Raw genomic sequence first — 22,613 nt, forward strand, 5'->3', positions numbered from 1 at the left:
GTGCATGTTCCGTGAAGGGATCGGCACCTCAGCGGCCGTCACTTCCCCCAGATCTTCCGGTACGCCTCCCGGTAGCCCGACGGGTTCCAGGTGGTGGCGCCCTCGCTGTTGGCGGCCGTGGCGATGTGCACCGGCGCCACGTATCCGCTGTGGGGACGGCCGGAGAAGGCGCGGTTGAACTCGTCGACGATCTGCCAGCCCTGGAGGTTCAGCGGCTCGGGCACGGTGGCGGCTTGGTACTGCTTGTTGTTGATGCGCTGGAAGGCGGACGGGTCGCCGTCGCCGGCCCCGATGTTGAAGGGCGGGCCGGAGCCCTTCTTGCCGGCGGCGCGGAAGGCGGGGGCGGCGTCGGCGAAGTACAGGTCGTTGATGGCCACGGAGTGGGTCCAGCGGTCCCCGAAGCGGGACAGCAGGGAGGAGACCTCCCGGGGGGTGCGGCTGCTGGCGTCGGGAATGGGGATGTTCTCCACCGAGAGCAGCCGCACCCCCTGACACGTCGCCAGTTCCTCGCGGATCAGGTCGGACTTGTAACGCGCGAAGGGGATCGAGGCGTCGGTGATGAGGACGGCCCCGGCGCGGCCCTCCGAGTCGGCGATGATCCACTGCGCGCTGATGCGGGCCACGTCCTGGACGCGGGTGGTGACGTTGGTGAAGAGGTCGGGCTGCCGGCTGGGGCCGGGCTCGGGGACCGCGTGCCAGCCGACGAGCGGGATGCCCTGTGCGTTGGCCCGGGCGGCCTGCCGGGCCGTCGAGTCGGGGTCGAACCCGCCGATGACGATGCCCGAGGGCCGCAGCGCCACGGCTTCGCTCATGGCCGCCTGAATGCCGGCCGGGGTGCCGCCGCCGTCGATGACCCGGACGTTCCAGCCGAGGGCCCGCGCGCCGTCCCGCACCCCGTTGGCGGCGCCCGCGACGCCGGGGTTGGTCATGGTCTGGGCGACGTAGACGATCGTCCTGCCGGACACCGCCTCGGGGCCGCTGGTGGGCCCTCCCCAGGGAATGTCGGTCCGCTGCGCCCGTGTGACGGATTCCTGGGCCCGGGCGTGGACGGCGGGGCAGCCGTTCGGTCCCGTCGCGGTCGCCTCCGCGCTGTCGGAGGAACCGCGTTCGCAGCCGACGAGAGCGGCGGCCGTGGCCAGCAGGACGCAGGAGGCGAGCCGCGCGGTGCGGGCTGCGGGGGCGGCCTTGCGGATGCGGTGCACGGGAACTCCAGTGAGGCGATCGACGCGGCGGGCGCGAGGAGGGGTTCAGGGCGGTGACGTCCCGGTCTCCGGCGCCGGGGAGGACGGGGGCGGGGGCGGCGCGGCGGGCGCGTCGCGGGCCGGGCCGCCGCGCAGCCGCCGACGGGCCGCGTAGCCGGCCAGGCCCACGGCGACGAGCAGGGTGCCGCCGTTGAACAGCGGGACCGTCCAGAACTCGGCGCCCAGCTGGGCGATGCCGGTGAGGCCGACGGCGAGGACGGCGACGGCGACGACGGTGCCGAGGGCGTTGGGCCGGCCGGGCTTGATCGCCGTGGAGCCGAGGAGGGCGCCGACGAAGGCGGGCAGCAGGTAGTCGAGACCCACGCTGGGGTTGCCGATCTGCTGCTGGGCGGCGAGCAGCACACCGGCGAAGCCGACGATCAGGCCCGAGGCGGCGAACGCGTAGACGGTGTACCTGCGGGTCGGGATGCCCACGAGACCGGCCGCGCGCGGGTTCGATCCGACGACGTACAGGTACCGGCCGAGGGGCAGCCGCTCCAGCACCAGCCAGAGGACGGCCGCGAGGGCGAGCACGTAGAAGGCGGGGACCGGGAGGCCGAGGAACGAGGAGTCGTAGAGGTCGGTGAACGCGGGTGGCAGGCCCTGCGGGCCGGGGACGATCCGGCCGCCGTCGGTGATCCAGCCGGTCACGGCGTACATCATGCTGCCGGTGCCGAGGGTGGCGATGAAGGAGTCGATCCGGCCGAACTCGACGACGACGCCGTTGAGGACGCCCACGGCCAGTCCTCCGGCCAGCACGGTGAGACAGGCGAGTGGCCAGGGCCAGCCCTCCTCGACGACGAGCCACAGCACCATCACATGGGCCAGGCCGAGGCCGTAGCCGATGGAGAGGTCGAACGCGCCGGTGACGATGGGCACCATGGCGGCGAGCGCGAGGACCGCCGGGATCGACTGGTTGGACAGGATCGAGTCGACGGTGTCGAGCGTGGGGAAGGTGTCCGGCAGGGCGAGGGAGAAGACCAGATAGAGCAGGGCCGTGAGGACGAGCAGGCCGTAAGCGCCGACGAGATGGCCGCCGGGGCGGTGCCGGGGCCGGGGCGGCGGCGTCACGGGTGCCCGGCCGTGGACGGGGGCAGGGCCGAGGCCGCCCGGGTGAGTCCGGCGACGGTGAGGGCGGGGCCGCTCAGCTCCGCCGTCACGGCACCGCGCACGAAGACCAGCGTGCGCCGGCAAAGACCCGCGACTTCCTCGAAGTCGGTGGACAGCAGCAGGACCGCGAGGCCCGCCCCAAGTGCCTCCTGGAGCAGACGGTGGATCGCGGCCTTGGCGCCGACGTCGACGCTCGCGGTCGGCTCCTCCAGGATCAGCAGCCGCAGCTCCGCCCGCAGCCAGCGGCCGATCATGACCTTCTGCTGGTTGCCCCCGGACAGCGTGGCGATGGGGATCTCGGTGTCCCGGGGGCGCACCGCGAACCGTTCGATCAGTGCCGCGGCCCGAGCCCGTTCGCCGCGGGGGCCGATCCAGCGCGGTGTGCGCGGGCCTCCGGCGCGGGGGTTGGCCAGGAGGTTCTCCCGCACGGTCAGCTCGGTGAGGCAGCCCTCCCGCAGCCGGTCGCCCGGTACCAGGCCGACTCCGAGGCCGACGGCCTCCGCGACGGTGCGGGGGCGGTACGGCCGCCCGTGCAACACGGCCTGCCCGCCCAGGAGGGGGCGGGCGCCGGCGAGGGCGCGGCCCAGGTCCATGTGCCCGGCTCCGGAGAGGCCGACCAGGCCGAGGACCTCCCCGGCTGCCACTTCGAGGCTGACGGGCCCGGTGCCGGGCGTGCGCACGCCGTCGAGGGTCAGGGCGGGCGGCGCGCCGGCCGCGGGTGCGGCGGTGCGGTGCGGGACCGGTTCGTCCACCTCTCCCACGATGTCGTGGACCAGCCGGGCCGGGCTGCGGTCCGCCAGCGGGCCGTGGCTGACGAGACGGCCGTCGCGCAGGACGGCGAAGGCGTCGGCGACCCGGTAGACCTCGTCCAGGCGGTGGCTGACGTAGAGGATGGCATGCCCTCGGTAGCGCAGTTCGTGCAGGACGCGGAAGAGCCGGGCGCTGTCCGCGGCGGGCAGGCGGGCGGTCGGCTCGTCGAGGACGACGACGCGTGCGCGTGCCGCCAGGGCCCGGGCGATGGCGACCAGCGAGCGGTCGGCCGGCGTGAGTGCGGAGACCGGGGCGCCGGGGTCGACTCGGGCGGCGACGGTCCGCAGGGCGTCGGCGCAGCGCTCCCGGGTGCGCCGCCAGGAAATCAGCCCGCTCCGGCGCGCGTACCCGGTGGTCAGGGCGAGGTTCTCGGCGACCGTCATCCACTCCACGAGCCCGAGGTCCTGATGGATGAAGGACATGCTCCGGGTGGCGGCCGGGCTGCCGAGAGGCTCCCCGGCGACGGTGATCTGTCCCGCGTCGGCGTGGTGGACTCCAGCGAGGATCTTGATGAGGGTGGACTTCCCGGCGCCGTTGGGCCCGAGCAGGGCGAGGACGCTGCCGGGGTGGACGTCCAGATCGACCCCGGCCAGCGCGACGGTGCCGCCGAACCGTTTGCTGAGCCCGCGAATACGGACCAGGGGTTCCGGCCCGAAGGGCGAAGCCGCCTTCGTCGGCCTGTCGGGAGCGTCACGCACCTCATCAAATTACAGCATTTCGGGCACCTTCAGGGTCGATGTGGCGCCGATGGAGCACGCCTTCCCGGGCGAGAGCGGGCCGGCGCGGGCCTGTGGCCGCCTCACGCCGCGTCGAGCCCGCACTCGGCCCAGATGACCTTTCCCTCCGGCAGATAGCGCGTGCCCCAGCTCTGCGAGAGCTGCGCCACGAGGAACAGACCGCGACCGCCCTCGTCGGTGCTGGCCGCCCGGCGCAGGTGCGGGGCGGTGTTGCTGGCGTCGGAGACCTCGCAGATCAGGGTCCGGCCGTGGAGCAGCCGCACCCGGATGGGCTCGGCGCCGTGCCGGATGGCATTGGTGATCAGCTCGCTGAGGATCAGCTCCGCCGCGAACGCGGTCTCCTCCAGTCCCCGGTCGGTGAGCCACCGCATGGCGGACGTCCGGACCTCGCCGACGAGGGCCGGGTCGGCGGACATCTCCCAGCCGGCGATCCGGTCGGGGTCCAGGGCGTGGACGCGGGCCACGAGCAGGGCGATGTCGTCGTGCGGGTGCGCTGGGGCGACGGTGTCCAGGACCGCCCGGCAGGTCTCCTCGGGGGCCCGCTCGGGATGGGCCAGGGCCTCGCACAACTGTTCCAGGACCACGTCGACGTCACGGTGCCGGTCCTCGATGAGCCCGTCGGTGTACATGACCAGCTGACTGCCCGCGGGGAGATCGACCTCGACTGCGTCGAAGGGCAGGCCTCCCAGGCCGAGCGGGGGCCCGGCGGGGAGCTCCGGGTAGGTGACGGTGCCGTCGGGGCGGACGAGTGCGGGCGGTGGGTGCCCGGCGCGGGCCATCAGGCACCGCTGCGAGGTGGGGTCGTAGACGGCGTAGAGGCAGGTCGCGCCGATGACGCCGGCGCCCTTGCCGTCCGGGTCCTCCCGGTCCAGGCGGCCCACGAGGTTGTCCAGGTGGGTGAGGACCTCGTCGGGCGGGAAGTCGAGTTCGGCGAAGCTCCGGGCGGCGGTGCGCAGGCGGCCCATGGTGGCCGCGGAGAGCATGCCGTGGCCGACGACGTCGCCGACGAGGAGCCCGACGCGGGCGCCGGACAGGGGGATGACGTCGTACCAGTCGCCGCCCACGTCGGACTCGGCGGGCAGGTAGCGGTGGGCGACCTCGACGGCGTCCTGGTCGGGCAGTCCGTGCGGGAGGAGCCGCCGCTGGAGGGCCAGGACCATGCCGCGTTCGTGGGTGTAGCGCCGGGCGTTGTCGATGGACAGGGCGGCGCGGGAGGCGAGTTCCTGGGCCAGGGAGCGGTCGTCGTCCCCGAAAGAGCCGCCGGACCGGTAGAAGCTGGCGATGCCGAGGACGACACCGCGGGCGAGCAGCGGGACCGCGATGAGGGAATGGACGTGGGTCAGCAGACGCGCGGTGTGCTCGGGGTCCTGGGCGAGCCAGCCCGCGGCGGCCTTCAGGTCCGGCTCCAGCACGGCCTCGCCGCTGGTGAGGCAGCGCAGCTGGGGCGTGGTCGGGCCGAACTCGGCGCGCTTGCCGGGCGGGGTGAAGGGCAGGCCCTCACGGATTCCGTGGAGGACCGTACGGCGCAGGTCGGCGAGGGGATCGGTGGACTCCTCGCCGCGCAGCACGGCGTCGGGGAGGTCGATGGTGACGAAGTCCGCCAGCCCGGGGACCGCGGTCTCGGCCAGTTCCTCGGCGGTGCGGCGCACGTCCAGGGTGGTGCCGATGCGGGTACTGGCCTCGGACAGCAGTTCCAGACGCCGGCGCGCGGCCAGGGCGTAGGCCCCGACGTGCGGCTCCCCCAGCATCACCAGCCCCCGGGCCGGGAACGCCGCCTCGGAGTGCTCACGGAGGCCATCGGCCGTAGTGGGCTCCGCGACCCGGCGGCCACCGGCCATGGCGCGCTCGTCGGCCCGGCCTCGCCCCGCCGCGCCCGACTCGACGGCCCCGTGACTACCCGCAGCGCCGGGCTCCGCGACCCGGCCGCCACCGGCCGTGGTGGATTCGGGGGCCCGGTGGCCATCGGCCGTGCCGGAATCCGCAGCCCTGCGGCCATCGGCCGTGGTGGGTTCGGGGGCCCGGCGGCCACCGGCCGTGCCGGGCTCGGCGGGGTTGGCGCGCCCGGCCCTCGCGACCGACCCGACGGCACCCCCGTCGCCGGCCGCCGGGAGGGTCGCGCCGGGCTCGGCGGGCACCCGCTGCGAGCCGGTCGCGCCGGTCCTGGCGACCGTGTGCGACCCGGACGTGCCGCCGTCTCCGTCGGCCGTGACGACCGGGCCGGGGACCGCGGCGAGGTGACCGGGCGGCAAGATGATCCCCGGACGCGCGGCCGGAAGCGGGGCGGCGAGGGCCGACAGTTCGTCCGCCTGGTGGGGTATGGCAAACGGCTCCCCCGCCGGGGCCCCGGGCAGCACGGCCTCGATGGCGATGCCCCGTACGCCGGAGCTGCTCGTCACCGGGCGGCTCACGAGCGTCACCCGCCGGCCGCCGGGCAGGGTCACCTCGACGGCCCCCCGCTGTGCGCCGGAGATCAGTTCGGCGGCCTTCTCCCTCAGGATCGCCTCGTCGCCAGGCCGGAACTCGTTCGCCAGCGCGTTCATCGCCACGCCGCGATGGGGACCGGCGGTTTCGGCCCCGGCGGCCAGGTACGTCCGCAGCAGGGCGCGCTCGTGCGCGGAGCTCTGCGCCAGCAGCCGCCGTTCGATGCCCTCGGCCGCCCTGCGGATGGCGACGCCCAGGGCGGGCCGCTCGAACCCGCGTGGATAGCCGAGGCACAACACGCCTTCGATGCGCCCGCTGAGCGGGTCCCGGACGGGCAGCGCGACACAGGCGCTCTGCTGGGAGCGCTCGGCGAAGTGCTCGGCGCCGTAGACGCGGATGAGCTGCCGCTCCGCCAGGGCCAGCCCGATGCCGTTGGTGCCGGCGACCTGCTCGGCGAACACGAACCCGGGCACGACCTGGATGGCGGGCAGACTCCTGGTCATCGACGGGTCTCCGAAGCGGCGCAGCAGCACCGTCCCGTTCGCGTCGGCGACGGAGATGTTGACCTGGCTCCCGGCGAACGTGGCCTGCAGCCGGTCGAGCACCGGCGCGGCCGCCCGGACGATACGGCCGCCCGGGTCGAAGTCCTTCCGGTAGGGCAGGTCGACCGTGTCCGGCGACAGGCCCAGGGAGCGGCAGCGCTGCCACGAGTTCAGGATGGACGTCCGGACGCCCTCCGCGACCGCCTCCCCCTGGAGAAACAGCTCACGCAGACTGGCGGGCCCCGTGCCGTCCGTCGCACGCCCCGCCGGCTTGGGTTCCTCGCCGGACCGAACCACGCTTCGCCTCACTTGCGCCGCGGCAATCCGCTGCTCGAAAGACAGTCTGGCATTGATGAGGATACGGGCATTACGGGCAGGCGTCACGGCGCGCGGGCGCCGCACGGGCCGGTGACCGGCTGATCGCGGCCGGGCGGGCGGCACTCACCCCAGGAAACTCAGGCGCACCTTCCGTTCCGGGTTGTCCCTGTTGGTGTCCACCAGGCACACCGACTGCCAGGTGCCGAGCTCCAGCCGACCGCCCAGCACCGGCAGGGTCGCGTGCGGCGGGACGAGGGCGGGCAGGACGTGGTCGCGGCCGTGGCCGGGGCTGCCGTGCCGGTGCTGCCAGCGGTCGTCGGCGGGCAGCAGGGTGTGCAGCGCGGCCAAGAGGTCGTCGTCGCTGCCGGCGCCCGTCTCCAGGACGGCGATGCCGGCCGTGGCGTGCGGGACGAAGACATTGAGGAGGCCGTCGCGGCCGGCGGCCGCCTCACGCAGGAAGGACGCGCAGTCGCCGGTGATGTCGAGGACCCTCTCCGCGGCACCGGTGCTGACGTTCAGGACTCGGGTGGTGAAGACATCTGACATGCCCCCATCCTGACGCACGCGCCGTGCTTCCCCGGGCCATGCCCGGCCGGGTGGCGACACGGCCTTCGGACGGGGGCGCGGCGGGCCGGGCGACACAAGCCTCGGGCGGCACCCACGCGAGAGGACCGACAGTAGGAAGACCCACGGCGGGAAGACCCACGGCGGGAAGATCCACGGCGGGAAGATCCATGCCCCCACCCCGGTTAATGGAAATGTGAACTACACACGTGAGGTCGAGGTAGTCGTCGTAGGCGCGGGTCAGGCCGGTCTGGCCGGCGCCTATCACCTGCGGCGATCCGGTTTCGAGCCGGACCGCGACTTCGTTGTGCTGGACCACTCCCCAGGCCCCGGCGGCGCCTGGCGGTTCCGGTGGCCGTCGCTGACGTACGGCAAGGTGCACGGGATGCACGCGCTGCCGGGCATGGAGCTCACGGACGCGGACCCGCGGCGGCCGTCCGCCGAGGTGATCAGCGCGTACTTCGACCGGTACGAGCGGACCTTCGACCTGCGGGTCAGACGTCCGGTGGACGTACGGGCCGTGCGCGAGGGGCCCGCCGGGCGGCTGCTCGTGGAGACCTCGGACGGCGCGTGGTCGGCGCGGGCGCTGATCAACGCGACCGGCACCTGGGACCGGCCGTTCTGGCCGCGCTATCCGGGCCAGGAGACCTTCCTCGGGCGGCAGTTGCACACCGCGCAGTACCCCGGGCCCGAGGAGTTCGCGGGGCAGCGGGTCGTGGTGGTGGGCGGCGGCGCCTCGGGCACCCAGCACCTGCTGGAGATCGCCACGTACGCGGCGGCCACCACCTGGGTGACGCGGCGCCCGCCGGTCTTCCGCGAGGGCCCCTTCGACGAGACCGCGGGCCGCGCGGCGGTCGCGCTCGTCGAGGAACGGGTACGTCGGGGACTGCCGCCCCGCAGTGTCGTCTCGGTCACCGGGCTGCCGCTCAACGACGCGATCCGGCAGGGCATCGAGGCCGGAGTGCTCGACCGGCAGCCGATGTTCGACCGCATCACACCGACGGGTGCCGACTGGGCCGACGGCCGCCATGTCGACGCCGATGTCCTCCTCTGGGCCACCGGATTCCGCCCCGCCATCGAGCACCTGGCCCCGCTCCGCCTGCGCGCTCCCGGCGGCGGCATCCGCATGGAGGGCACGCACGCGGCCGCCGACCCCCGCATCCACCTCGTCGGCTACGGCCCGTCGGCCAGCACCATCGGAGCCAACCGGGCCGGCCGCGCGGCCGTGCGGGACATCAGGCGACTGCTGGAGAGGGAGCCGGCCGCGGCCTGACACCGGCCGAGGCGGGCCCGCGGGGCGGTCATCCGGCCGCCCGCGCCCCGCTCTTCTTGCTCTGCGCGTTGAACTCGGCGACGTTGCGCTGGTGTTCCTGGTAGTCCGCCGTGAAGCGGGTGTCGCCCGGGCGGACCGTGACGAAGTACAGCCAGTCGCCCGGCGGTGGATTGATGGCCGCGCGCATCGCCTCCTCACCCGGGTTGTCGATGGGCGTGGGCGGCAGTCCCATGCGCTGGTACGAGTTGTAGGGGCTGTCGATCCGGGTGTCGCTCTCCGTCGTACGGAGGGTGGAGCGGTCGAGCGCGTAGTTGAGGGTGGAGTCCATCTGCAGGGGCATGCCGCGTTCGAGGCGATTGAAGATCACCCGGGCCACCTTGCCCATGTCGGCCCTGGTGGCCGCCTCCGCCTGGACGATGCTGGCGATGGTGACGGCCTGATAGACGTTCATGGCGTTGCGCTGCGCCCCGGCGGCGATGGGCGCGCCGTTGAACTTCTCGTTCGCGGTGTCGACCATCAGCGTGAGGAGCTTGTCCGGCGTGGTCTTCTCCTGGAGCGGATAGGTGGCCGGGAAGAGGTAGCCCTCCGGGTTGCCCTCGGCGTCGTTCGGCAGCTTCAGGGCCGCCTTGTCCAGGGACTTCTTCGTGCTGCCCGCGGGCAGGTCCAGGGCCTTGTCGACGGCCGCGTAGACCTGGCTCGCGCGCCAGCCCTCGGGGATGGCCAGGGTCGTGGGCCGGCCCTCCTCTTCGGTGCCCAGGGTCAGCAGCGGCACCGCCACGGCGGTACCGACCACGACGGCTCCGGTCGCGACGAGGGCGATACGGCCCCGGCGCGTCAGTCGAATCGTGCTCCGTGGCGGAGTGTTCTTCTGCATGCGGGCACGGTAACCCGCATACCGTCACAAACCCGGCATATTTTCATTTTGTCGGTTCCAGTTGGGCATCCCGGCGTACGAGCGCCGCGTACCGGCCACCCTGCCGCAGGAGTTCCTCGTGCGTGCCGCGTTCGACCGCCCGGCCGGAGTCGAGGACCACGATCTGATCGGCGCCGCGCACGGTGGACAGCCGGTGGGCGATCGTGAGGGTGGTGCGGTCCGCCGACAGGGCGTCGATGGCGTCCTGGACGGCGGCCTCGGTCCGGGTGTCCAGCGCGCTGGTGGCCTCGTCGAGGATGAGGACCGGCGGGTCGCGCAGGATGGTGCGGGCGATGGCCAGACGCTGCTTCTCCCCGCCGGAGAAGCGGTGGCCGCGCTCGCCCACCACGGTGTCGTAGCCGTCGGGCAGGGCCGCGATGTGGTGGTGGATCTGCGCCGCCTTCGCCGCCTGGTGGAGTTCCTCGTCCGTGGCGTCGGGCTTGGCGAAGCGCAGGTTGTCGGCGACCGAGGCGTGGAAGAGATACGTCTCCTGCGAGACGACGCCGACCGCGCGGGCCAGGGTGTCGAAGTCGAGGTCCCGGACGTCGACCCCGTCGAGGGTGACACGGCCGCCGGTCACGTCGTAGAGCCGGGGCACCAGATAGCCGAGGGTGGACTTGCCGGCGCCGGTGGGGCCGACGATCGCGAGGCTGCCTCCGGCCGGGACGGCGAGGTCGATGCCGTCGAGGACCGGGCCGCCCTTGCCGTCGTAGCCGAAGGAGACGTTCTCGAAGCGGACCTCGCCCTTGACCCGGTCCAGGCGCACCGCGTCGGGGCGCTCGGTGATGTCGATCGGCAGGTCGAGGTACTCGAAGATGCGCTGGAAGAGGGCGAGCGAGGTCTGGATCTGCACCCCGGTCGACAGCAGGCTCACGGCCGGGCGGAACAGGCCCTGCTGGAGCGAGACGAAGGCGACGATGGTGCCGATGGAGACCTGGGGGCCGCCCAGCCGGAGGGCCATGCCGGCGGTCCAGTAGATGACGGCGGGCAGGGCTGCCATGACGATGGTGATGACGGCCATGCGCCACCGGCCGGCCATGTTCGAGCGCACCTCCAGGTCGACGAGCGCCTCGGACTCGCCGGAGAAGGACTTCGTCAGCGAGTCGGAGCGGCCCATCGTGCGGCCGAGCAGGATGCCGCTGACGGAGAGCGATTCGGTGACGGTGGCGGCCATGGCGGCCATCTGCTTCTGGCGCCGGGTGGTGATCTTCCGGCGTTCGTCGCCGACGCGGCGGCTGATCCACACGAACACCGGCAGCAACAGCAGTGAGACGACCGTCAGGCGCCAGTCGAGGGCGATCATCGCGACGATCGTGGCGACCACGCTGGTGACGTTGGAGACCAGGGAGGTCGCGGTGGAGGTGACGGTGGCCTGCATGCCGCCGATGTCGTTGGCGATGCGGGACTGCACCTCACCCGTGCGCGTGCGCGTGAAGAAGGCGAGGGACATGCGCTGGAGCCGGCCGAAGACGGCGGTGCGCAGGTCGTGCATGACACGCTGGCCGACCGTCGTGGAGATCAGGGTCTGGAGGACTCCGAAGACGCTGGTGAGGACGGCGCTGAGGATCATGCCGAGGGCGAGCAGGCTGAGCAGCCCCGTGCGCCCCTCGGGGATCGCGACGTCCAGGATCTCCTTCAGCAGGAAGGGCGTGGCGACCGAGACCAGCGACGCGGCACCGACCAGCAGGCCGACGATCGCCAGCCGGCCACGGTAGGGGCGGAAGAGGCCGAGGATGCGGCGGACCTGCCGGGGCTGCTCCTTCGAGTCGGCCGGCGGGGTCCAGAGGGCTTCACGGTCGGGATGCATGGGCTCCTACGAGGAATGCGGCGGATCGGATCACCGCTCATTGTTACCTATACTCACAATGAACTGCATCCTGATATTGTTCCCGTATGACCACGCCCGACTCCGACGGCCTGCTCGCCGAGCAGTTGCTGCGGCTCACCCGCCGGGTGCACCGCATCCAGAAGCGCCATCTGGAGCAGCGCGAGCTCGGCATCACCCCGGCCCAGTCCCGGTTGCTGCGCACGCTGGCGCACTGGGGCTCGCCGCCCCGCATGGCCGACCTGGCGGAGCGGCTGGAGGTGGTCCCGCGGGCCGTGACGACGCTGGTCGACGGCCTGGAGGCGAGCGGCAAGGTGCGGCGGGTCCCTGACCCGGTGAACCGGCGGGTGATCCGCATCGAGCTCACGGACGACGGCCGGGCCGCGCTGCGCGAGCTGCGGGCGGCGCGCAGGTCGGCGGCGGAGGAGATCCTCGCGCCGCTGACCGGGGATCAACGCGAGGCGCTCGGAGGGCTCTTGGACACGCTGATCGACGGGGCGCCGGTGCGGTCCTGCTGACCGGCCGGACCACGGCACGGGGCCGCGGCCACCGCTCGTCCCGCTGGAGCGGTGGCCGCGGTCCGTTCGGCCCGGGTCAACCGGCGTCGGGGGCGGGCTGCTTGAGCTCCCCGACTGCCTTGGACTTCTGGGCCGCGATGCCCGCGGCGAGCGCGTCGGCGCCCGTCTCGGCGTCGGCGGCCTCGGCGTCGTCGTCCGGGGCGGGCTGCTTGAGCTCACTTCTGGGACGGGATGCCCGCGGCGAGCGCGTCGGAGCCCGTCTCGGCGTCGGCGGCCTCGGCGTCGTCGTCCGGTTCGCGGGTGTGCACCCCGTCGAGCACCCTCTTCGCCCGGGCGGTGCCCAGGGCGCAAGGGTCGCACCGCGTCCCCGACGGCGGTGGGCTGAGGCGCGGACAGCCGGTGCGCGAGGGATGACGGCCCGTCGCCGGCCGGCCGTACCCGGCTGTCGGCCGATTCCGCCCGGCGGACGGAAAACCGTTTGCCTCCGGCCGCGTCGCGAAGCGAACCTGTCACGGTTTGCTGCCTCTGCCGGCGGCACCCCCACTCCCCTGCCGACCCGTCTCCCCATCCCGTTCGCCCCCGACACGAGCCACTGGGACGTCATGCAGACTGGGAGCGGTACACGCTCTGGCTGCGGTCGGTGCTCTTCCCCGTCGTCAACGTCACCCACGTCACCGTGCTCGCCTCGGTCCTGATGATCGGCGGCGTCTTCGCCCTGCACGGGTGGATCGACGTCGGCCAGCTGACCACCGGTGCGCTGATCGCCCAGATGCTGGTCGACCCGGTGGGGATGATCCTGCGCTGGTACGACGAGCTCCAGGTGGCGCAGGTGTCGCTGGCCCGGCTCGTCGGGGTCCGGGACATCGAGCCCGACGCCGGGGACGCGACGGTCGCCCCCGAGGGACGGCAGGTGCACGCCGACCGGGTGCACTTCGGCTATCTGGAGGGCGTGGACGTCCTGCGCAAGGTGTCCCTGGAGGTCTCCCCCGGCACCCGGATGGCCCTGGTCGGCCCCTCGGGTGCGGGCAAGTCCACGCTGGGCCGGCTGCTCGCCGGGATCTACGCGCCCCGGGACGGCCGGATCACCCTGGGCGGCGCCGAGCTGTCCCGGATGCCCGCCGAACGCGTCCGCTCCCATGTGGCCCTGGTCAACCAGGAGCACCACGTCTTCGTGGGCTCCCTGCGCGACAACCTCCGGCTGGCGCGGACCGGTGCCGTCGACGCCGAGCTGTGGGCGGCGCTGGGGGCGGTCGACGCGGACGGCTGGGCCAGGACACTGGAGGACGGTCTGGACACCGAGGTCGGCTCGGGCGGCCTGGCGCTCACCCCGGCCCAGGCCCAGCAGATCGCGCTGGCCCGCCTGGTGCTGGCCGATCCGCACACGCTGGTCCTGGACGAGGCGACGTCACTGCTCGACCCGCGCGCCGCCCGCAACCTGGAACGCTCCCTGGCCCGGGTTCTCGACGGCCGCACCGTCGTCGCCATCGCCCACCGGTTGCACACCGCCCACGACGCCGACGTCATCGCCGTCGTCGAGAACGGCCGCATCGGCGAACTGGGCAGCCACGAGGAGCTGGTCGCGGCGGACGGCGCGTACGCGGCGCTGTGGAGGTCGTGGCACGGCTGAGCACCTCGTCGTGCGGGACGGCGTCCCCGTGGGCGCCGCTTCCTTGGCGTTGCGCGGTCCCGAGCCTGGGTGGAAGTCTGGAATCAGGCACCGGCTCGGGGAACGCCCGGCACTCAGCGGCGCGGGCGGCGTCGGCGCTCCATGCGGCGGCGGCCCGGCGGGACCCGTGCGGTCGGGCCCGTCCCCATCCCCTGGAGGTACCCGTGAACAGCTCCGACGGCTGGGGAGACGACGTCTACCAGCCGGACCAAGACGAGCAGAGAGAGGACACGGGGCTGCTCGACGCCGAGGACACCCTGGAGTACGACGGCGTCGACGACCCCCTGGACCGGGGCTGGTCCCCTCCCGAGCGGCCCTGGGCCGTCGAGCACCTCGGCGTGACGGCGGCCGAGCGGCAGCGGGGCGAGACACTGGACCAGCGGCTCTCCGAGGAGCTGCCCGACGCCGCCGCCCCGGACGGTGACGGCCTGGGGGACTGCGAGGACACCGACGGGGAACTCCTGGACAACGAGGTCGGCGCCGCGCGCTCCGGCCGGCTCGTGGCACCCGACGAGGGCGCCCACGAGGACGAGGAGGAAGCACTGGTCGCCATGGACGTGGGTATCGACGGCGCAGCCGCGTCGGCCGAGGAGGCCGCCGTGCACGTCGTCGACGAGGACACCCTGTCCGGCTGATCGCGAAACCGGCCCGAGTCGTTCGAGGAGCGTTCATGCAGCAGGACAAGCACCCTGACTACCACCCCGTCGTCTTCCGCGACCGCGCCGCCGGATACGCGTTCCTCACCCGGTCCACCGCGAGCAGCGACCAGACCATCGAGTGGGACGACGGAGAGAGCTACCCGGTCGTGGACGTGGAGATCTCCTCGGAGAGCCACCCCTTCTACACGGGCAAGGCCCGCACGGTGGACTCGGAGGGCAGGGTCGCCGCGTTCGAGCGGCGCTACGGCGGCGGCTGAGGCGGGGGGCGGGATCCGCTCAGATGACGTTGAGCGCCGCCGCGCAGCCCACCCCGCCGAGCAGCATGAACGCCGGCATCAGCACTTTCAGCTCGACCCAGCTGCCGGCCCGGAACCGCATGGCCTTCGGCGGCCCGATCGGGTACCAGCGCTTGCGCCCGACCGGGATGGGCCACAGGATCGGGCAGCCGGACACGGTCAGCGCGTCTCCGATGTCGTGCACGAGGGCGCCCAGGACCACCGGCAGTCCCAGCCACAGGTACTCCTGGCCCGGCGCCGCGAACAGCCAGTCCGCGCCGTTTCCCGGCCGGTCCAGCACGCCCGCGAGGATCCACGCGGTGGCCGCGGCCAGCAGCCACACCAGGACCTCGCTGCTGGAGCCGCGCGTCGCCCGCCACAGCAGGCCCTCGATGGCCAGGACCAGGTGCACGAAAAGGATCGCGAGGACGCCCCAGCGGTCGCTGCTGATCGCCACGACCGAGGTGCCCGCACCGATCAGGACCGCCCACAGCCAGGTGTGCGTGAGGGTGCGGTGCCCGCCGGAGCGGCGCGGGTCACCCTGCTTCCTGGTGGCCTTGTAGACGGCGTACGACAGCTTGTCCACGATCTCGCACAGCCAGCGCGACACCGGCCCGAAGGACCGGGAGATGGTGGCGGCCTTGTGGTCGAGGTCCGGGGCCAGGGCCGCTCCGGCGCAGATCAGGGCGCCGACGAGGAGGACCGGCCAGGGCATCGGGTGCCCGGCCGCCGCGGCGGCCGCACCGACGCCGAGCCAGGCGGCGGCTCCCGACAGTGAGTGTGCTGGTCCCATCATGGCCGCTGCCCGCCCCATTCGTCCTGTGCCGCTGTCCAGTTGACCGGGCGCGCTGACGTCCCGTCGCCGCCCCAGCGTAGCGTTCGTGATCTTCGGGCCCGCAGCCGATTCCCGCATCGGGTATCGGGCCAGGCAAGATGGGGGGCGTGACCCTCATCGATCAGCTGCCGCGGACCGCCGACCCCGACGCCTTGTACGAAGCCTTCGAGTCGTGGGCCGGCGAGCGCGGGCTCACCCTCTACTCCCACCAGGAGGAGGCGCTGATCGAGGTGGTCTCCGGCGCGAACGTGATCGTGTCGACGCCCACCGGCTCCGGCAAGAGCATGATCGCGGCGGGCGCGCACTTCGCGGCCCTCGCCCGTGACGAGGTCACCTTCTACACCGCCCCGATCAAGGCGCTGGTGTCGGAGAAGTTCTTCGAGCTGTGCAAGATCTTCGGCACGGAGAACGTCGGCATGCTGACCGGTGACGCGTCCGTCAACGCCGACGCCCCCGTGATCTGCTGCACCGCCGAGGTGCTCGCGTCGATCGCGCTGCGCGACGGCAAGGACGCGGACGTCGGCCAGGTCGTGATGGACGAGTTCCACTTCTACGCCGAGGGCGACCGCGGCTGGGCCTGGCAGATCCCGATCCTCGAGCTGCCGCAGGCGCAGTTCGTGCTGATGTCCGCGACGCTCGGTGACGTCTCCTTCTTCGAGAAGGACCTCACCCGCCGCACGAACCGCCCGACCGCGGTGGTCCGCTCGGCGACCCGGCCGGTCCCGCTCTCCTACGAGTACCGGTACACCCCGCTCACCGAGACGCTCACCGACCTGCTGGCGGCCCGGCAGGCGCCCGTCTACATCGTGCACTTCACTCAGGCGCAGGCCGTGGAGCGGGCGCAGGCGCTGATGAGCATCAATATGTGCTCGAAGGTGGAGAAGGAGCAGATCGCCGAGTTGATCGGCAACTTCCGCTTCACCACCAAGTTCGGGCGCAACCTCTCCCGTTACGTCCGGCACGGCATCGGCGTGCACCACGCCGGCATGCTCCCCAAGTACCGCCGCCTGGTGGAGAAGCTCGCGCAGGCCGGTCTGCTGAAGGTCATCTGCGGCACCGACACGCTCGGCGTGGGCGTCAACGTCCCCATCCGGACCGTGCTGTTCACGGCCCTCACCAAGTACGACGGCACCCGCGTGCGCACCCTGCGCGCCCGGGAGTTCCACCAGATCGCGGGCCGTGCCGGACGGGCCGGGTACGACACGGAGGGCTTCGTCGTCGCGCAGGCGCCCGAGCACGTCGTCGAGAACGAGAAGGCCCTCGCCAAGGCCGGCGACGACCCCAAGAAGCGCCGCAAGGTCGTCCGCAAGAAGGCCCCCGAAGGCTTCGTCGCCTGGTCGGAGCAGACCTTCGAGAAGCTCATCGGATCCGAGCCGGAGCCGCTGTCCTCCCGGTTCCGGGTGACGCACACCATGCTGCTGTCGGTGATCGCCCGTCCCGGCAACGCCTTCGAGGCGATGCGGCGGCTGCTGGAGGACAACCACGAGCCGCGCAAGCAGCAGCTGCGGCACATCCGCCGGGCCATCGCCATCTACCGTTCGCTGCTGGACGGCGGCATCGTCGAGAAGCTCGACCAGCCGGACGCCGAGGGCCGCGTCGTCCGTCTCACGGTCGACCTCCAGCAGGACTTCGCGCTCAACCAGCCGCTGTCCACGTTCGCACTCGCCGCGTTCGAACTGCTCGACCCCGAATCGCCGTCGTACGCGCTCGACATGGTGTCCGTCGTGGAGTCGACGCTCGACGACCCGAGGCAGATCCTCGCCGCCCAGCAGAACAAGGCGCGCGGCGAGGCCGTGGCCCAGATGAAGGCGGACGGGGTCGAGTACGAGGAGCGCATGGAGCGCCTCCAGGACATCACCTACCCGAAGCCCCTGGAGGAACTGCTTTTCCACGCGTACGACACGTACCGCAAGAGCCACCCGTGGGTCGGCGACCATCCGCTGTCGCCCAAGTCGGTCATCCGTGACATGTACGAACGGGCCATGTCCTTCACGGAGTTGGTGTCCCACTACGAGCTGGCGCGCACCGAGGGCATCGTGCTGCGCTACCTCGCCAGCGCCTTCAAGGCCCTCGACCACACCGTCCCGGACGACCTCAAGTCCGAGGACCTGCAGGACCTGATCGCCTGGCTGGGCGAGATGGTGCGCCAGGTCGACTCCAGCCTGCTGGACGAGTGGGAGCAGCTGGCCAACCCCGCGGAGATGACCGCCGAGGAGGCCCAGGAGAAGGCCGACGAGGTCAAGCCGGTCACCGCCAACGCGCGCGCCTTCCGCGTCCTGGTCCGCAACGCCATGTTCCGCCGCGTAGAACTGGCCGCTCTCGACCAGGTGGGGGAACTGGGCGAGATGGACGGGGACTCCGGCTGGGACGCCGACGCGTGGGGCGAGGCGATGGACGAGTACTGGGACGAGTACGAGGATCTCGGCACCGGCCCCGATGCCCGCGGCCCGAAGCTGCTGCTCATCGAGGAGGAGCCGGAGAACGCTCTGTGGCGGGTCCGGCAGATCTTCCACGACCCCAACGGCGACCACGACTGGGGCATCAGCGCGGAGGTCGACCTCACGGCCTCCGACGCGGAGGGCCGCGCGGTCGTGCGCGTGACCGACGTCGGCCAGCTGTGAACGGCCGGGCAGCAGCGAGCACAGGAGAATCCCACCCATGACGACGAACCCGGCCGAGAGACTGGTCGATCTGCTCGATCTGGAGCAGATCGAGGTCGACATCTTCCGCGGCCGCAGCCCGCAGGAGTCCCTGCAGCGGGTCTTCGGCGGGCAGGTGGCGGGCCAGGCGCTGGTCGCCGCCGGCCGCACCACGGAGGGCGACCGCCCGGTGCACTCGCTGCACGCGTACTTCCTGCGGCCGGGCCGGCCGGGTGTGCCGATCGTCTACCAGGTCGAGCATGTGCGCGACGGGCGGTCGTTCACCACCCGCCGGGTGACGGCCGTGCAGCAGGGCCGCACGATCTTCAATCTCACCGCCTCCTTCCACAAACCGGAGGAGGGCAGCTTCGAGCACCAGCTGCCGCCCGCCCGCGAGGTCCCGGACCCCGAGTCCCTGCCCACGGTCACGGACGAGATCCGGGAGCACCTGGGGGCGCTGCCCGAGCAACTGGAGCGGATGGCTCGCCGCCAGCCCTTCGACATCCGCTACGTGGACCGGCTGCGCTGGACCGCCGCGGAGGCCCGGGACGCCGAGCCGCGCAGCGCGGTGTGGATGCGCGCGGTCGGACCGCTCGGCGACGACCCTCTCGTGCACACCTGTGCCCTCACCTACGCCAGCGACATGACGCTGCTGGACGCCGTCCGCATTCCCGTCGAGCCGCTGTGGGGACCGCGCGGCTTCGACATGGCGTCGCTGGACCACGCCATGTGGTTCCACCGCCCATTCCGCGCGGACGACTGGCTCCTCTACGACCAGGAGTCGCCGATCGCGGTCGGCGGCCGGGGCCTGGCCCGGGGCCGGATCTACGACCGTGCGGGCCGTCTGGTCGTGTCCGTGGTGCAGGAAGGGCTCTTCCGGAAGCTCGGCTGACCTGGCCCTCGCCGATCGGAGCACCGCGCGCCGGGGCTCCGATCGCGCCGCTGACCGGATCCGGCGACCATGGCAGGAGCAGGCACTGCGGGCGTCACACGCCCGCCGATCCGGGAGGTGGCGACGCTGCACACCGTGGTCCCTGTCGTGTTCGCGATCTGCGCGGCCCTCAGCAACGCCGTCGCGACCGTGCTGCAACGCAAGGCGGCGCTCACCGTGCCCGCGTCGCAAGGCCTGCGGGCCGGCCTGATCGTCGATCTGCTGCGCCGGCCCGTGTGGCTGGCCGGCATCCTCGCGGTGATCGGCGCCGGCGTCTGCCAGGCGCTGGCGCTGGCCACGGGGCCGCTGACGATCGTGCAGCCGCTGTTTGTGCTGGAGCTGCCGCTCACCCTCATCGTCGCCTCCCTGCTGATGCACCGGCATCTTCCGGGGAGAGGATGGCTGGCCGTGACGGTGGTGGTGGCCGGTCTGGCGGTCGCGCTCGCCGCCGCCTCCCCCGCCGGCAACCGCACGCAGGTGGCGCTGGACCGCTGGATTCCCGCTCTCGCCGTGTGCGCGGGAGCGGTCGTCGCCCTGGCTCTGGCCGCCCTGCGGCGTCCGGAGGGCCGCGCCCGGGCCGCCTGCCTGGGTGCCGCCACGGCGATCAGCTACGCGGTGACCGCGGCGCTGATGAAGGCCGCCATCCACATCCTCGACGAGCAGGGCATCGTCGGTTTCCTCACCGCCTGGCAGACATACGCGTTCGCCGCGTCCGGCGTGGGCGCGCTGTTCCTGCTGGAGAACGCCATGCAGGCCGGCCCACTGGTCGCCTCGCAGCCCGCGCTCACCCTCGGCGACGCCCTGGTGAGCCTCGCCCTCGGCATCACCCTGTACGAGGAGACCATCCGCACCGGGTGGTGGCTGGTGCCCGAGCTGTTCGGCGTCGCACTGATCGCCGCGGGGGTGCTCGCGCTGGCGCGGATCCCGTTGACGCAGTCGCTGGTGGCCCCGGACGAGGAACGCGAGACCACGGCGGCACCCTGAGCGAAGGAGGCCCGCGAAGGCACGCCTCAGCGGGCGGGTGAGCAGCATGGGGGGCGGCGGGCGACGGGCGGCGGGTGACCGTCGTCGGGGGCGGCGGCCCCGCTTGAGACCCAGTTCGCGGGCTGCCCGGCTCGGGGCGCAGGTGAGACGGTCGGATGTCGTGCCGATGCGTGTCATGGTCGGTCTCCCCCGTGGAGTCGGCAGCTCACGCCGTGTGCGGTCGCCGTGAAAAACCGTAGCCGCTGCGGCGGATCTCGTGGCGAGCCTGTGGATAACTCCGCGGGGGATGACGAAAAGGCAGGTCAGAGGTCTGCGATCGGTTTCGACTCCGGTTGGCGGGCGTCCACGTCGAGGTGCTCGCCGACCCGGTTGACCAGCAGTGTCATCTCGTAGGCGATCTGACCGATGTCGGCCTCCGCGCCGCTGAGAACGCACAGACAGCTGCCCGTTCCGGCGGCGGTGACGAAGAGCACCGCGTCATCGAACTCGATCATCGTCTGGCGTACGCTGCCCGCGCCGAAGTGCCGTCCGGAGCCTTTGGCCAGGCTGTGCAACCCGGACGACACGGCCGCGAGGTGTTCCGCGTCCTCGCGGCGCAGTCCGGTGCTCGCGCCGGTCACCAGGCCGTCGTTGGACAGGACCAGTGCGTGCCGCACTTCGTGGACGCGCTCGGTCAGGTCGTCCAGCAGCCAGTCGAGTCCCTGGTTCTGCGCCATGTTCCGTTCTCCCCGTTTTCTCCCCGTGCGATTCTCCTCCTGGCCGGAGGATCTCCACGCCAGCCTTCCCCACGTCCGCTGCCGGGGCAAGGAGGATGGGAGCCATGGCAGAGAAGATGACCGACGCGCAATGGCGAGAGTTCGTTTCCCACGGCACCCGCACCGCGAAGCTCTCCACCGTCCGGGCCGACGGCAGCCCGCACGTGGCTCCGATCTGGTTCCTGCTGGACGGGGACGAGGTGGTGTTCAACACCGGGCAGGACACCGCGAAGGGACGCAACATCGTCCGAGACGGCCGGGTCGCCCTGTGTGTGGACGACGACCGGCCGCCGTACTCCTTCGTGGTGCTGCGGGGCCGCGCCCGCGTCTCGGACGACCTCGACGAGACCCGGCACTGGGCCACCCGGATCGGCGCCCGGTACATGGGCGAGGAGCGCGCCGAGGAGTTCGGCGCGCGCAACGGCGTTCCCGGCGAACTCCTCGTCCGTGTCACCGTCGACAGGGTGCTGGCGGAGCGGGACATCGCGATCTGACGGCGGTACGCCCCGGTCAGCCGACCGAATCGAGCAGCCGGGCGGTGTGCATCCGCCCGGCGTACTCGACGAGCCGGATCAGCACCTCCTTCCCCGAGTCGCGGTCCCGGGCGTCGCACAGCACCACGGGCGTGCCCTGGTCGAGGTCGAGGGCGCGCGAGACGTCCGGGGCGCCGTGCCGGCGGGCGCCCGCGAAGCAGTTGACGGCCACGACGAACGGGATGCGCCGGTGCTCGAAGTAGTCGACGGCGGGGAAGCAGTCCTCCAGGCGGCGGGTGTCCGCGAGGACCACCGCGCCGAGCGCCCCTTGCGACAACTCGTCCCACAGGAACCAGAACCGGTCCTGGCCCGGCGTGCCGAACAGGTACAGGGAGAGGCCGGACCGGATGGTGATGCGTCCGAAGTCCATGGCGACGGTCGTGGTGGTCTTGTGGTCCACGCCGTCGGTGTGGTCCACCGACTGCCCTGCTTCGCTGAGCAGTTCCTCGGTGCGCAGTGGCCGGATCTCGCTGACGGCGCCCACCAGGGTCGTCTTGCCCACGCCGAATCCGCCGGCGACCAGAATCTTCAGCGCCAGTGCGGCGGTGTCGCCGCCCGGGGCGTCGGAGTGCTCGGAGACCATTGATCACTTCTCTCAGGAGTGGCGGGTGTCGTGCGTGCGCGGATGGTGGGCGTTCAGCCAGTGGGTGGCTACAGCGCCCTCAGTCCCTCGATCACTTCGCGCAGGATGCGTTCGTCGGGCAGCTGCGCCGGTGGTACGGGGCGGCTGACGGTGACGCAGCCGAGTTCCAGGAGGTCGCCGAGGAGGACCCTGACCACACCGACGGGCAGATCCGCCCCGGCGGCGAGTTCGGCGACCGACTGGGTCTCCGTGCGGCACAGGTCGAGGAGGTTGCGGTGTTCCGGCCCGAGCGGGGCGTCCTCGACGCCGGGTGCGCCCGGGTCCCGTGTGACCAGGGCGATCAGGTCGAACCGGACGCCCGTGGGGCCGGGCCGGGTGCGTCCGCCCGTCATGGCGTAGGGGCGGACGAGCGGACCGGCCTCGTTGTCGTACCACTGGCTGCCCTGTCCGAGCGGGGTGCCCGTCGTGTCCTCGGTCATCT

19 protein-coding genes and 1 pseudogene are annotated in these 22,613 nt (G+C 72.5%); 9 read left to right on the top strand and 11 right to left on the bottom strand.

All coding sequences use genetic code 11. The features are described 5' to 3' along the window. Window positions 1–38 precede the first annotated feature (38 nt). The 5 genes from ABTX62_RS02965 to ABTX62_RS02985 all read right to left on the bottom strand — a co-directional run bounded on the left by ABTX62_RS02965 (window position 39) and on the right by ABTX62_RS02985 (window position 7,725). A complete protein-coding gene (locus ABTX62_RS02965; RefSeq protein WP_352114512.1) occupies window positions 39–1,202 on the bottom strand; it encodes a substrate-binding domain-containing protein in 1,164 nt (387 codons plus the stop codon). 45 nt (window positions 1,203–1,247) lie between these two features. Continuing rightward, window positions 1,248–2,312 (bottom strand): ABC transporter permease, encoded by a 1,065-nt coding sequence (locus tag ABTX62_RS02970; protein WP_352114513.1) that lies wholly within the window; start codon window positions 2,310–2,312, stop codon window positions 1,248–1,250. After that, window positions 2,309–3,859: a sugar ABC transporter ATP-binding protein gene (locus ABTX62_RS02975; protein WP_352114514.1), complete on the bottom strand. Its 1,551-nt coding sequence runs from the start codon at window positions 3,857–3,859 to the stop codon at window positions 2,309–2,311. The genes ABTX62_RS02970 and ABTX62_RS02975 overlap by 4 nt, the downstream gene beginning before the upstream one ends. Window positions 3,860–3,960: 101 nt before the next feature. Then, window positions 3,961–7,158 (bottom strand): SpoIIE family protein phosphatase, encoded by a 3,198-nt coding sequence (locus ABTX62_RS02980; protein WP_352114515.1) that lies wholly within the window; start codon window positions 7,156–7,158, stop codon window positions 3,961–3,963. 144 nt (window positions 7,159–7,302) lie between these two features. Beyond that, complete coding sequence (locus ABTX62_RS02985; RefSeq protein WP_352114516.1) at window positions 7,303–7,725, bottom strand: YjbQ family protein; 423 nt, start codon at window positions 7,723–7,725, stop codon at window positions 7,303–7,305. A gap of 214 nt (window positions 7,726–7,939) precedes the next feature. Here ABTX62_RS02985 and ABTX62_RS02990 point away from each other — a divergent pair, with 214 nt between their 5' ends. Then, window positions 7,940–9,016, top strand: coding sequence for an NAD(P)-binding domain-containing protein (locus ABTX62_RS02990; RefSeq protein WP_352114517.1), 1,077 nt, complete (start codon window positions 7,940–7,942; stop codon window positions 9,014–9,016). 28 nt (window positions 9,017–9,044) lie between these two features. Here the strand turns inward: ABTX62_RS02990 and mltG are convergent, their stop codons facing one another. Further along, complete coding sequence (mltG, locus tag ABTX62_RS02995) at window positions 9,045–9,890, bottom strand: endolytic transglycosylase MltG (RefSeq protein ID WP_352114518.1); 846 nt, start codon at window positions 9,888–9,890, stop codon at window positions 9,045–9,047. Window positions 9,891–9,933: 43 nt separating this feature from the next. Beyond that, window positions 9,934–11,736, bottom strand: coding sequence for an ABC transporter ATP-binding protein (locus ABTX62_RS03000; protein WP_352114519.1), 1,803 nt, complete (start codon window positions 11,734–11,736; stop codon window positions 9,934–9,936). An 86-nt stretch (window positions 11,737–11,822) separates the two neighbouring features. Between ABTX62_RS03000 and ABTX62_RS03005 the strand changes: the two genes are divergently transcribed. From ABTX62_RS03005 to ABTX62_RS03020, 4 genes and pseudogenes are all read left to right on the top strand, one after another. Beyond that, window positions 11,823–12,272 (top strand): MarR family winged helix-turn-helix transcriptional regulator, encoded by a 450-nt coding sequence (locus ABTX62_RS03005; RefSeq protein ID WP_352114520.1) that lies wholly within the window; start codon window positions 11,823–11,825, stop codon window positions 12,270–12,272. Between the two features lie 610 nt (window positions 12,273–12,882). Continuing rightward, window positions 12,883–13,899 (top strand): annotated as a pseudogene (locus ABTX62_RS03010) (ABC transporter ATP-binding protein); the annotation flags it as partial. A 203-nt stretch (window positions 13,900–14,102) separates the two neighbouring features. Then, complete coding sequence (locus ABTX62_RS03015; protein WP_352114521.1) at window positions 14,103–14,573, top strand: DUF5709 domain-containing protein; 471 nt, start codon at window positions 14,103–14,105, stop codon at window positions 14,571–14,573. Window positions 14,574–14,608: 35 nt separating this feature from the next. Then, entirely contained in the window at window positions 14,609–14,854 is a 246-nt protein-coding gene (locus tag ABTX62_RS03020) for a type B 50S ribosomal protein L31 (RefSeq protein WP_352114522.1), read from the top strand. Between the two features lie 19 nt (window positions 14,855–14,873). On the opposite strand, the gene ABTX62_RS03025 is transcribed toward ABTX62_RS03020, so the two are convergent. Beyond that, complete coding sequence (locus ABTX62_RS03025; RefSeq protein WP_352114523.1) at window positions 14,874–15,668, bottom strand: metal-dependent hydrolase; 795 nt, start codon at window positions 15,666–15,668, stop codon at window positions 14,874–14,876. A gap of 146 nt (window positions 15,669–15,814) precedes the next feature. On the opposite strand from ABTX62_RS03025, the gene ABTX62_RS03030 reads away from it, so the two are divergent. The 3 genes from ABTX62_RS03030 (at window position 15,815) to ABTX62_RS03040 (ending at window position 20,261) form a co-directional block, all read left to right on the top strand. Next, window positions 15,815–18,328: a DEAD/DEAH box helicase gene (locus ABTX62_RS03030; RefSeq protein WP_352114524.1), complete on the top strand. Its 2,514-nt coding sequence runs from the start codon at window positions 15,815–15,817 to the stop codon at window positions 18,326–18,328. Between the two features lie 37 nt (window positions 18,329–18,365). Continuing rightward, window positions 18,366–19,238: an acyl-CoA thioesterase gene (locus ABTX62_RS03035; protein WP_352114525.1), complete on the top strand. Its 873-nt coding sequence runs from the start codon at window positions 18,366–18,368 to the stop codon at window positions 19,236–19,238. A 126-nt stretch (window positions 19,239–19,364) separates the two neighbouring features. Further along, window positions 19,365–20,261: a DMT family transporter gene (locus ABTX62_RS03040; protein WP_352114665.1), complete on the top strand. Its 897-nt coding sequence runs from the start codon at window positions 19,365–19,367 to the stop codon at window positions 20,259–20,261. Between the two features lie 302 nt (window positions 20,262–20,563). Here the strand turns inward: ABTX62_RS03040 and ABTX62_RS03045 are convergent, their stop codons facing one another. Next, window positions 20,564–20,977: a roadblock/LC7 domain-containing protein gene (locus tag ABTX62_RS03045; RefSeq protein WP_283970934.1), complete on the bottom strand. Its 414-nt coding sequence runs from the start codon at window positions 20,975–20,977 to the stop codon at window positions 20,564–20,566. Between the two features lie 104 nt (window positions 20,978–21,081). Here ABTX62_RS03045 and ABTX62_RS03050 point away from each other — a divergent pair, with 104 nt between their 5' ends. Further along, window positions 21,082–21,510 (top strand): PPOX class F420-dependent oxidoreductase, encoded by a 429-nt coding sequence (locus ABTX62_RS03050; RefSeq protein WP_352114526.1) that lies wholly within the window; start codon window positions 21,082–21,084, stop codon window positions 21,508–21,510. A 16-nt stretch (window positions 21,511–21,526) separates the two neighbouring features. Here the strand turns inward: ABTX62_RS03050 and ABTX62_RS03055 are convergent, their stop codons facing one another. Further along, the gene (locus tag ABTX62_RS03055; protein ID WP_352114527.1) at window positions 21,527–22,132 is read right to left on the bottom strand and encodes a GTP-binding protein; all 606 of its coding nucleotides are present in this window, start codon (window positions 22,130–22,132) and stop codon (window positions 21,527–21,529) included. 68 nt (window positions 22,133–22,200) lie between these two features. Next, entirely contained in the window at window positions 22,201–22,611 is a 411-nt protein-coding gene (locus ABTX62_RS03060) for a DUF742 domain-containing protein (protein WP_352114528.1), read from the bottom strand. Between the last annotated feature and the right edge of the window lie 2 nt (window positions 22,612–22,613).

Origin of the sequence: Streptomyces sp. NPDC096046 (assembly GCF_040303285.1) — a bacterium.
Classification (GTDB): domain Bacteria; phylum Actinomycetota; class Actinomycetes; order Streptomycetales; family Streptomycetaceae; genus Streptomyces.